This window comes from Sulfurospirillum sp. hDNRA2 (genome assembly GCF_024206095.2).
GTDB lineage: Bacteria > Campylobacterota > Campylobacteria > Campylobacterales > Sulfurospirillaceae > Sulfurospirillum.
On the sequence record NZ_CP159800.1, the window covers coordinates 332,881 to 343,764 of the forward strand.

Annotated in this window: 11 protein-coding genes; 4 read left to right on the forward strand and 7 right to left on the reverse strand. The window is 44.2% G+C overall.

Annotated elements, in window-relative coordinates; genetic code table 11:
* The first annotated feature begins 2 nt into the window (after positions 1 to 2).
* Complete coding sequence (locus NL930_RS01760) at positions 3 to 1,706, forward strand: PAS domain-containing sensor histidine kinase (RefSeq protein ID WP_254377139.1); 1,704 nt, start codon at positions 3 to 5, stop codon at positions 1,704 to 1,706.
* On the opposite strand, the gene NL930_RS01765 is transcribed toward NL930_RS01760, so the two are convergent.
* The 6 genes from NL930_RS01765 to rarD all read right to left on the reverse strand — a co-directional run bounded on the left by NL930_RS01765 (position 1,691) and on the right by rarD (position 8,057).
* Positions 1,691 to 2,881 (reverse strand): EAL domain-containing protein, encoded by a 1,191-nt coding sequence (locus tag NL930_RS01765; RefSeq protein WP_254377138.1) that lies wholly within the window; start codon positions 2,879 to 2,881, stop codon positions 1,691 to 1,693. The two genes, NL930_RS01760 and NL930_RS01765, sit on opposite strands and share 16 nt — an antisense overlap.
* A 105-nt stretch (positions 2,882 to 2,986) precedes the next feature.
* On the reverse strand, positions 2,987 to 3,463 hold the full coding sequence (locus tag NL930_RS01770; RefSeq protein WP_254377137.1) for a DNA-deoxyinosine glycosylase: 477 nt from the start codon (positions 3,461 to 3,463) through the stop codon (positions 2,987 to 2,989).
* A gap of 27 nt (positions 3,464 to 3,490) precedes the next feature.
* Complete coding sequence (locus NL930_RS01775; RefSeq protein ID WP_254377136.1) at positions 3,491 to 5,041, reverse strand: phosphoethanolamine transferase; 1,551 nt, start codon at positions 5,039 to 5,041, stop codon at positions 3,491 to 3,493.
* Between the two features lie 65 nt (positions 5,042 to 5,106).
* On the reverse strand, positions 5,107 to 6,507 hold the full coding sequence (locus NL930_RS01780) for a sensor histidine kinase KdpD (protein WP_254377135.1): 1,401 nt from the start codon (positions 6,505 to 6,507) through the stop codon (positions 5,107 to 5,109).
* Positions 6,500 to 7,165, reverse strand: coding sequence for a response regulator transcription factor (locus NL930_RS01785; protein ID WP_060825230.1), 666 nt, complete (start codon positions 7,163 to 7,165; stop codon positions 6,500 to 6,502). Before NL930_RS01785 ends, NL930_RS01780 begins: the two co-directional genes overlap by 8 nt.
* Before the next feature lie 7 nt (positions 7,166 to 7,172).
* A complete protein-coding gene (gene rarD / locus NL930_RS01790) occupies positions 7,173 to 8,057 on the reverse strand; it encodes an EamA family transporter RarD (protein ID WP_254377134.1) in 885 nt (294 codons plus the stop codon).
* A 134-nt stretch (positions 8,058 to 8,191) separates the two neighbouring features.
* Here rarD and NL930_RS01795 point away from each other — a divergent pair, with 134 nt between their 5' ends.
* From NL930_RS01795 to NL930_RS01805, 3 genes are read left to right on the forward strand one after another with little or no spacing between them, the layout of a single operon-like run.
* Complete coding sequence (locus NL930_RS01795) at positions 8,192 to 8,611, forward strand: hypothetical protein (RefSeq protein ID WP_254377133.1); 420 nt, start codon at positions 8,192 to 8,194, stop codon at positions 8,609 to 8,611.
* Entirely contained in the window at positions 8,571 to 9,863 is a 1,293-nt protein-coding gene (locus tag NL930_RS01800) for a diguanylate cyclase domain-containing protein (protein WP_254377132.1), read from the forward strand. The genes NL930_RS01795 and NL930_RS01800 overlap by 41 nt, the downstream gene beginning before the upstream one ends.
* A complete protein-coding gene (locus tag NL930_RS01805) occupies positions 9,860 to 10,201 on the forward strand; it encodes an arsenate reductase family protein (RefSeq protein WP_254377131.1) in 342 nt (113 codons plus the stop codon). Before NL930_RS01800 ends, NL930_RS01805 begins: the two co-directional genes overlap by 4 nt.
* Here NL930_RS01805 and NL930_RS01810 read toward each other — a convergent pair.
* Positions 10,198 to 10,821 carry a LysE family transporter gene (locus NL930_RS01810; RefSeq protein ID WP_254377130.1) on the reverse strand — a complete coding sequence of 208 codons (624 nt, stop codon included), beginning with the start codon at positions 10,819 to 10,821 and terminating at the stop codon, positions 10,198 to 10,200. The genes NL930_RS01805 and NL930_RS01810 overlap by 4 nt on opposite strands.
* Positions 10,822 to 10,884: the final 63 nt, after the last annotated feature.

The following is a 10,884-nucleotide window of genomic DNA, read 5'->3' on the forward strand; positions in this document are numbered from 1 at the left end:
CGATGGAAGAGGAACTTTTAGAAAAAATCCGCGATCTTGAGCTCGAGCTTGAGTTACTCAAACAGCAAAACAGACGCATTTTAGAGTGTGCCGTCGAAGAAAAACGTTCGCTTGAAGCATTGGCAAAAAAAGCACAGCTCTACTTTAACAATGCCGATTTGGGTTACGTCGTTTTAGACGCAAATCAATGCATCGTAGACGTGAACGAAACGTTTACGACGCTTTTGGGTTATGCCAAGGAAGAGGTGCTTTGTTCGGAAATGCGAATACTCTTTTCTAGAGCTAAGCAGTACCAAGAGTGGTTTAGCAAAGTAACGGCGTCCGAGTCTTGCGCCGGATTGTGCCATCTTGAATACCGTTTTCGCAAAAAAAGCCGACATTCGTTTTGGGCGGAGCTTTTCGGACGCAGCTTCGTCGACGACGATCAAACGTTTATGATTTGGAGTATTCGGGACATAAGCCAGCGCGTCAAATCGCGCAATATGATCGATAAGTTAAGCCGCAAATATCAAAAACAACTGCGCGATTTGGAAACCTTGCTCGACATTATCCCCGTTCCCGTTTTTATCAAAGACCGTTATTTTCGCTACATCGGATGCTCTCGCTCGTTTTGCGAGTATTTCGGTTTAAGCAAAGAAGCGGTGATCGGCAAAAGCGCGTTTGATTTGTATCCGATAGAGATCGCAAAACGGCTTTTACCTAAAGATCAAGAGATGCTTGAATGCGTGCACCAAGTCTATAAAATCACGACGGTTTCTCCGGTGACGGATAAAGAAGTCACGCTGGAAATCCAAAAAAAGCAGATGATACGAAACGGGCATTTCGACGGCTTTGTCGGCGTTTTTATCGATATGACCGAATCGGAAAAACAAGAACTCTATTTGCAAAACCGCATTAACGAAGAGGTGAAAAAAAACCTTCAGATACAAGCCGCTTTCCAAGAAGAGATGATTCAAAACGCTAAATTTAGCGCGATCGGACAGATGGCGGCGGGTATTACGCATGAGATTAATACGCCTTTGACGTACGTGAAAGGCAATTTTGAGATGCTTTTGGAAGATATGGAGGCGTTTATGCCCGATTCGGTGCGCAAGCAAACGATGCTAAAAGACGCCAAAACCATTCAAGAAGGACTCGAGCGCATCGAAAGCATCATCGAAACCATGCGTGAAGCGTCGCAAAAAAGTCGGGAACAAAAAGAGCCGACCAATCTTTTTGAAAGCGTCGTCTCCGCGCTTATTTTGTCGTTCAATCGCACGAAACAAGTGGTTGCCGTGCGTTTAAACGAACGGCTTTTTACTTTGCAGATGCCCAAAAACGCCTATACCTTCACATGTACGGTTCAAAAGCAACGTATCGAGCAAGTGTGGATTATCATCGTGAACAACGCGCTCGACGAGCTGATTAAAATCGACGCGTTTGAAAATCGAAAATTTGAAATTACGCTTCGCGAAGAAAACGGCTTTGCCATCGTGCGTTTTCACGATAATGCGGGCGGCATCGACGCCAAAATTTTGCCGCGTATTTTTGAGCCCTTTGAAAGCAGCAAAGAGAGCTCGGGTATCGGCATCGGTTTAAATATCGCACGGCAGATCGTGCTTCAAAACGACGGCGAAATCGTCGCTTACAATGAAGGCAAAGGCGCGGTATTCGAGGTTCGCTTTGCCCTTACCAAGCGTTCAAAACGGTTTTATTCGGACGATTGAACTTTAAGGTCCAAACACAGAATTTTTTCGCGATCGCCCAAGGTAAATTTTTGTGCAAACGTACGGCATAAGCGTCCCGAAGCGCGCGAGATGTATTTTTGGCTCAAATAATTGCCGCGTTTGGACTCTTTGGTAATGTAGAAATACTCTTTTAATGCGTGGTTGTCGCCCTCTTTGGCAGGACGAAAAAATTCGTTCGTATCGGAGCAGATAAACGTATCGCCCTCTTGAATGCCGGTATAGGCGTTAATGCAGTAAATTGCCTCGATCGCTTCAAATTGCTGTAAAAAAACGCTTAAGTCGCGAAGCCCCGTTCGCGTAAACGATTTGATAATGGCTTGCGTATACGATTTGGCGTTTTCGATCAGAAGTTCTTTATGAAGCATCGATTGTTTGACATTGCTCGTATGCAACTCTCCAATGGCGGTAATCTTTTCATTAAGAAGCTTTTCGTCGTAGAGGGCGGCGGAAGGTCTTGCAAACCAAAACCCTTGAAAGAGGTCGATATTGAGCTTTAACGAGCGTAAAATTTCGCCTTCTTCTTCAACGCCTTCGGCCAAAACCAATGCGCCGATGTTAAAGCACATGTTGGCGATGGATTTTAAAATCTCTTTGTGGATGAAGTTGTGATGCACGTTAAAGACCAACGATCGATCCACTTTAACGATATGCGGGCGAACCGAGGAGATGCGGTCGAAGTTGGCGTTTCCGGCACCGAAATCGTCCAGTGCGATTAAGAAGCCGCGTTGTTTATAAAACGTACAAAACTCTTCTAAACGTTCGGTATTTTGGATTTGGTACTCTTTGATTTCGATAACGACATGTGAGGGCGGAATGCCGATATCGTTGGTAAGTGCGCAAAAAGCAAAGTCTTGGAAACGAATCGTCGTGTCCAAAAGATGCGACTCGAAATTGAGAAATAAAAGCAGTTCGGGATTGACTTTCAAAAGCGCTTTAAACGACTCTAGGGCTTTAATGCGAGCGTGTTTGTCGAGCTCGAACGAGAGGTTTTCTTTTTTTGCTTGATCGAAAATAAAAATCGGCGAAAGCGGCTCTTGGTTGGCATCGTATGCGCGCATTAACGCTTCGACGCCGATCACTTTCGCGCTTCGAATCGAAATAATCGGCTGAAAATAGATCATAATGCGGTTGTCTTGAATTAAGTGTGAAACCACGAAGCACCCTTTTGTCAAACATTAGACGGGCATTATAACGAGGCAGAGCAAACGCGAATGATTAAAAATTAAGCAGTAGTTTTCTCGTGCGTTGCTTGTGAATGCTTATGCAAGAAGCGACGACCACGCGATGATCAGTTTTTCTAAAGTCCATGCAGCGTTGGCGGGGCTGGTTGAGGGAAGCGTTTGCACGGGTAGTTTCGTGAGCGGTTCGCAATGTATGCGGTAGAGTTTTGCCGCGGTTTGACCGTTGCAAAAAATACGTTCGATACGCGTGGCGTGAAGCACACTTTGCAAGTCGTTACCGCAAGCGTTTTGGATCGTCGCATCGCTTGAACCGACGATGTCGCAACATCGAATAACGTCCCAAATCGCAATGCCGCTTGTGTGTAAAAGCGCTTTTTTGGTTTCGAGATCGCAAGGCGGTTCTACACCGTACAGCGCGGCGATTACCTTCCAAAAACGGTTTTGCGGATGTGCGTAGTAAAAGGCTTCTTCTCGCGATTTCACCGAAGGAAACGAACCCAAAACGAGCACGCGCGACGTTGCGTCGTAAACGGGTTCGAAGGGATGATAGAGCATGTTCTTCCTTTGTCGATAATCGACATTTTAACGTAACATGTCAAGCTTCGCGTCGTATTCCTTGGTTTGAACCTCAAAGAGCCCTAAAATCGTATGAAATAAATTGTCGTGCGAAAAGGCGTCGTTTTGTTTGGCTTTGAGTTCAAGCGTTTTTTGCGGTCGGTAAAAAATTGCCGGAATGTGTTTTTGCGCATCGGGAGCGATCATGTAGGGAAGTCCGTGCAAGTAAATGCCGTTTTCGCCTAAAGATTCTCCGTGATCGGAAGCGTAAATGAGCGTCGTGTCATACTTGTCTTCATTGGCTTTTAAAAGCGAAATCGTTTGATCGAGAATAAAGTCGGTATACAAAAGGGTATTGTTATACGTATTGACGATCTGTTCTTGCGTGCATTTTTGCAAATCTTGCGTATCGCATGTCGGCGTAAAGCGTTTAAACGCATCTGGATAGCGTTTAAAATAGGTCGGACCGTGACTGCCTTCTTGGTGCAAAACGATAAAGGTATCTTGATAGCTTTGATCGACGCTTGCTTGAAAATCTTGCAATAAAACATCGTCAAATCCGACGCCGTTAAATTTTTTGACGTCTTGCATACGTTTGGCGACGTCTTTATCGCCTCCGGAGTTGTTGTCTCTCCAAAGGATGCGTACTCCCGTTTTATTTAAAACGTCGACCAAGTTTTCATAAGACTCTTTGTCGCTACTCCACTCTTCTCGCGTAAATTTGGAAAATAGACACGGAACGGATACGGCGGTCGCCGTGCCGCAAGAGTAAAAATTGGAAAATGAAACAATGTCGTCTCGTTTGGATAAAAGCGGATTGGTCGGTATTTCATATCCGTTAAGCGAGAAATTTTGTGCACGCGCCGTTTCGCCGACGACCAAAACCACCAATTTCTTTTTGGCGTGTTCGGGTTTGAGGGCATCGGCGGCGATGACGCTTAGATGCGGTTTGGTTTTAAGGTTTTTCGCGATAAATTTTCCAAGAGAAGCAAGCGGATAATAGGGATTAAGGTACATCTTTAATTCATGATGATTACGAAAAAAAGAGCTATACGTTTTGCTGGTGCTCACATAAATTCCCGTAATGCTGACCGATAATAAAACAATAACGACGGCTCTTTGAAATAACTCTTTCGTATAACTTTGAAAGCGTAAAGGTGCTTTTCGAATGACCCAAAAAGCGAGCGTGAGTGCCGTAAAAACGTAAAAAAGAAGTTTAGGTGTGATCAAATCGAAAACTTCTTCCGTATCGGTTTGCGTCATATTGGCGTACATGTTGCTATCGAAAACGATGCCGTACGTGTCGATAAAATAAGCGCAAAGCGTTCCTACGACGATAAAAAACGCAAGCATGACGCGAAAACCCAAGCGATGTGTCGGAAATAATACCAAATTTAAAAGAAGCATCAAAAGTAAAAATAGAACAAGTGGCGCGGAAAAAAGTATGAGATAATTGTCTTCGCTTGCCGCATACGTAAAAAGTTTTGAAAAAAAAGTTATATTAAAAAAAAGTGTTATACCCAAAGCCAGTAAAGCGATACTACGCTGAGAGTAAGATCGAACAACAAGTTTCAGCATCGAAAAATCCCCTAATCGTTTTATGATAGGAAATTTTAAAAAATGAAAATGAATCGAGAATGAATTTAAAACGAGATGCGAATATGCGTGAAACGATCTTTTTGCGAATCGATACGAATCGTCAATCCATGTACGTCGACGATAGCTTTAACCAACGCTAATCCCAAACCGCTTCCCTTCACGTCGTCTTTCGTACGAGAGCTTCGGTAAAAGGGCTCAAGGATATGTTCCAAATCTTCCGCGGCGATCCCTTTGCCCTCATCGCGTATCTCAAAGAAAGCTTGAGAGAGCAACAGCTGAACGCAGGTTTGGGGCGGCGAGTATTTTATGGCGTTATCAATGAGGTTCAAAAACATAATTTTTAAAAGCGTCGCGTTGGCGTTACGGGTAGTAGGCTCGATATGTTCCAGTTCTAAAGATACGTTTTTTTGGTGTGCGAACGCGGTTTTTTCCTGAAGGGCTTCCAAAAGAATTTCATCGACGTAAACCTCTTCAAAATGGCTTTGAATATCGCGCGAAGTGTTGCTCGATAAAAAGAGGATTTTCTCGATGACTTCTTGAAGCGAGACGATCTCTTTGGCGACGTTGCGTAAAATCATACGGTACTCTTCCGAGCTTCGCTCTTTACGCAAGCCGACTTCGACTTCGCCTTTCATGATCGTCAGCGGCGTTTTGAGCTCATGCGAGGCATTTTGCCCGAACTGCTTAACTTGGTCGTACGCATGGCGAAGTTCTTGCAAAAGCGTGTTGAACGTATCGATGAGGTCGTCGATTTCGTAAGCGATACTTGTTTTGGGAATGATGCTTTTCGTATCTTGCGCACTGAGGCGTTTGGCCGTTTGAGAGACCGCTAAGACGGTTTTGAACGATTTGGAAATGAGTGCATACGTGAAGACCAAAATCATGGTTAAAAGGACGGAAAAACCGACCCATAAGGTGAAAGTGAGTTCTTGAATCTGAGGCGTGTGTTTTTCGTACGGAAGCGCACATACGATTAAAAGCGCATGATCGTTTTGTTGGTCTAAAAGCATCGTTGCGGTGCGGATTTTGCGGTGCGGCGCGTCGCTAAAAGACGAGAGCGCAAACGCGATAGGTTGATGCTTACGTACTACGGTTTCGCGTTGTTGAAACGCGACGTCGATCGTGCTTTCTTTGAGGTCTAATGAACGGGTTGCGTAGTTGATGACCCGAAGGTCGTTATCGACGCGAAAGAGTTGTGCGTAAAGTATCGGAACGTCGAACTCCTCTTTGACTTCGTCCGGTGTTTTGTCGATGGTTTCGGGGTGTTCCGAATAATCGTGTTTAATATCTTTTAAAACCGTGGTAAGCGTGGCGTCGAGCGACTGAAGATACGAGCTTTCAAACGTATGAATGATGGCGTATCCAAAGCCGTAAAAGAGCAAAAAGAGAATCAAAAAAAAGGTGAAAAGAAGCCTTGTTTTAAAATTCGAGATAAATTTAATCATGGATCGAATACCCTAAATTGCGATACGTCGTAATGAGCTTTTCGTCAAACGGTTTATCGATTTTCGTACGTAAGCGGTACATGTAAACCGAAACGATGTTACTGTTAACCGTTTGATCGTTGTTAAACAGATGTTCTTGAAGCGTTTTTTCTTCGACGATCGTTCCTTTGCGACGCAAAAGATACTCTAAAATCGCAAACTCTTTAGCCGTCAGAAGGATCGATACTCCGGCACGTTCGACGGTTTTATTCAAGGGATTGAGTTCCAAATCTCCCGCGCGAAGCGATAAGTCTTTGTGCTCGTGTTTGCGCAATTGGGCATAAATGCGCGCTAAAAGCTCCTCAAAGCTAAACGGTTTGGTCAGATAATCGTCCGCGCCGCTGTTTAAAAGCGTGACTTTATCGTTAATGGTACTTTTGGCACTAAGCATAATGATCGGTACGGCGTTTTTTTGAGCGCGAAGCGTTTGGCAGACACTATCGCCGCCTAAGCCTTTGAGCATAATATCTAAAACGATCAGATCGTAGTTCGTGCTTTGGGCTAAGTAGATTGCGTCTTCGCCGTTATCGCAGGTATCGACGCAAAAATACTCCTCTTCCAAACCTTTTTTTAAAAACGAGACGATTTTGGGATCGTCTTCGACGATTAATAATTTCATCGGAGATCTACCTCCTTTTTTTAAAGTAGGCATCGAGGCTGAAGATCGCCAACGCGATCCAAATCAAAACAAAAGTCGTTAATTTTTCGGGAAGCAAAACTTCGTCGTAGACGAAAATCGCCAATAAAAAAGAGATCGAAGGACCGATGTATTGAAAAAACCCGATGTGAATGAGCGAAATACGCGTTGTCGCGGCATTGAACCATAAAAGCGGTACGACCGTAACGACGCCGGCTAAGAGAAGAATCCACGACGTACGATCGAGCGGTAGGACAAATGCGTTTTGATCGGTTAGTACCAAATAGATAAAATACAAAAGTGCGATCGGAAATAAAATGAGCGTTTCGACGTAAAGCCCCGTCATCGCCGGTAAGTTGATCTTTTTGCGAATCAATCCGTAAAACGCAAAACTAAAAGCCAATACCAACGAGACGATCGGTAGCGTTCCTAGCGTAACGAGTTGGTAGACGATCGCGGCGATTGCCAAAGCGATAGCGATTTTTTGCCAAAAAGAGGGGCGGTCTTTAAAGACGATGATGCCCAGTGCAAAATTGACCAAAGGATTGATGTAGTAGCCAAGACTCGATTCGGCAATCATATTGTGCGAAACTGCCCAAATAAAAACCAGCCAATTGAGCGAGACCAAAAGTGCGGAGAGCACCAAGTATTTGAGTTTTGAGAGATCGCGTATGAGAAGCTTGAAATGTCCCATCTGCTTACTAAAAAGAATCATCGCATAGAGTAAAACGACCGACCAAATAATACGATGCGCCAAGACTTCTCCGGCACCGACATGGCTGAGGAGTTTAAAATAAATCGGTATCAGACCCCAGAAACCAAATGCCAATACCGCATATAAGTAACCGCGTATCTCTTCGGAATGCGTTTGCATAAAAACCAACTTGTAACGTAAAGGATGGACGTATTATAGACGAAATCAACTTATAAGTAAAAGTTAATTCGCTTTATTCATAATATTTTTCACTTAGGAATTGTTATAATGCGAAAAAGGGCGGAGGTGTGACAATGACGCTTAAATCAAAGTTATTTATTTTCATGTCGGCGCTTTTTATCCTCTTCTCCACGTTCGTGTGGATGTACTCCTCCTTTTTGTTCGATAGTATCAACGAAACGTGGGCGAAACATTTTATCGCTAAAGAGCACTTAAACGACGAGAGTAAAAGCCTTGCTTCGTTTATGTCTCAAGAGGGTGTACACACGTTTTTTAGCGACGCTTCGGGCGTCATACAAAACTTACATGTCAAGACAAACGACAAAAATACTTCCGTAGAGACTTTGGGAACGATTTTTACGAAATCCGGCGACAAAGAAGCCGTTATCAAAGCGATGCAAGCCATGCTTGATCCGACAAAAGACGTGCAGACTTTATGGGTCGATTATCACGATGCGAGGCATCTTTTATGCGTCGACCTTGTGCCCCGATAGGACATGGTTTCGTTTAACGCTTATTGATGCCAAAGAGTTGGTTTTACTCCGCGATTTTACGATTTTCCCGATGTTAAGCGCACTTTTTTTAGCGGCATTGTTTGCGGTCGGTTTGGAGTTACATGTACTCATTCTCTCTCCGCTTGCGCAACTCAAAGAGGCGATGCATCATGTTCAAAACGGCAATTACGCCACCAAGCTTCATTTGGTTGGAACGGCGGAAATCGCGGATCTTTCGCGTCAATTTAGCGATATGGTCGCTTACGTCAATGCAAACAATCGCTCTTTGGAAGCGAAAATTCACGAGCGTACGCAAGCGATTCGCGAAAACGAAAATAAACTCGCTACGATTTTAGATACGGTGGAAGCCTATATTTATATCAAGGACGAAACCTACCGCTATCGCTATGCCAATCGCAAGACATGCGAGTATTTCGGACGGTCGTTAGAAGAAATTATCGGGCGAGACGATAGTGCATTTTTTGAAGAAAAGACGTTTCAAGCGATACGCCGTGCCGATGCGGAAGTCATCGAGATGGGGCACAAGATAACGCTGGAAGAACACAATACGACGCCGCAAGGCGATACGGATCGCATTTTCTTATCGACCAAAATTCCTTTGTGTAAAGAAGACGGCTCAATTTATGCCTTATGCGGTATCTCGACCGACATTACCGCTCAAAAACAAAACGAAGCGATGATCAAAAAATTAGCGTTTCACGACATGTTAACGAAACTCCCCAATCGAAGGCTTTTTGACGAGCGTTTAAATTTGGTTCTTTCGTTGAGCAAACGAAGCCTTCGATGCAATGCTTTGGCGGTGATTGATTTGGATAATTTCAAAACTTTAAACGATCAAAAAGGGCATCAAGCAGGAGACGTGTTATTGATTCAAGCGGCGAGTAGGCTTCAAGCGTGCGTTCGTGAAATCGACACGGTCGCGCGTTTCGGGGGCGATGAATTTTTAGTGTTGCTGTCACAATTGGAGGGCAATCGTGAAGCCGCTTGCTTTGAAGCGCAAAAAATCGCATCGCATATTTTAGAGACGTTAGCCAAACCCTACGTGATTGAATATGATAACGAGGGAATCGCGCAGACCGTGACGCATCATTGTACGGCGAGTATCGGAGTGTATGTTTTCGGTTATGAAAAAGAGGATAAAATGACGATCTTTAGCAGAGCGGACACCGCGATGTACGAAGCAAAACAAACAGGGCGCAATCGCGTCGTCTGTTACAAGGAGACGGTATGATTAAAGTTTACGGTATTTTAACATGCGGAAGCGTGAAAAAAGCGACGGCATTTTTAAAAGCACACGGGAAAACGTACGTGTTTATCGATTTGAAAAGCGTTCCGATTGAGGCGGCAAAACGCAAAGAGTGGCTTTCAAAACAGAGCATGGCAACTCTTTTCAATACGAAAGGAACGAAGTTTAGAACGCTAGGTCTTGACAAGACCATGAGCGACGCGCAAAAAGAGACATGGTTGGAAAAAGAACCTTTATTGTACAAACGTCCCGTTATCGAGTGCGAAGACGCAACGGTAGTTGTCGGTTTTGACGAAGAACTCTATTTGAAAAAATTTGCCTAAGCCCGTTTGGCACCGGAGAGAAAAAGTGCCGCAAGGAGCAAGAAAGCACCCGTAATGCGGTTTTGAATCCGAATCGCACGAACCGATTTGATGACGCCTTTAAGCTTGGATGCCAAAGAACTGTAGCCGGTCATGACGATAATATCCACGCTAATCAGCGTCGCGCAAATAATCGCAAATTGGATCAAGAGCGGCTTTTCGGGGCTTAAAAACTGCGGAATAAAAGCGACCAAAAAAACGGTCGCTTTTATGTTCGTAAGATTGATGAGCGTGGCTTGAATATAAGCTTTTTTAGCGGAAAAAGCTTTGATGCGTTGCGTATCGCTCGGTAAACTCGGTTTTTCGATAAATTTGATGATACCTAAAAAAACGAGGTAGATAACGCCGATCCATTTGATGATCGAGAAAAGAAGTACCGATTGCATGATGATGGAGCCGAGTCCGATGACGACGACGAACGTTTGAAGAAACAAACCCGTTTGAAGTCCGAAAATTGCGGCATACGAACGTTTTAATCCGTACTTAAGACCGTAATTCATTGAAACGACCGCACCCGCGCCCGGAGAGACGCTAATCAGAATGGAAGCCAATAGCATGGTCAACCAAATATCAAAAGACATAACCCATCCTTTAAAACAAATGAGCGCGCATTGTAACATAGCTTCGATCAAGAGAGCCTTTGG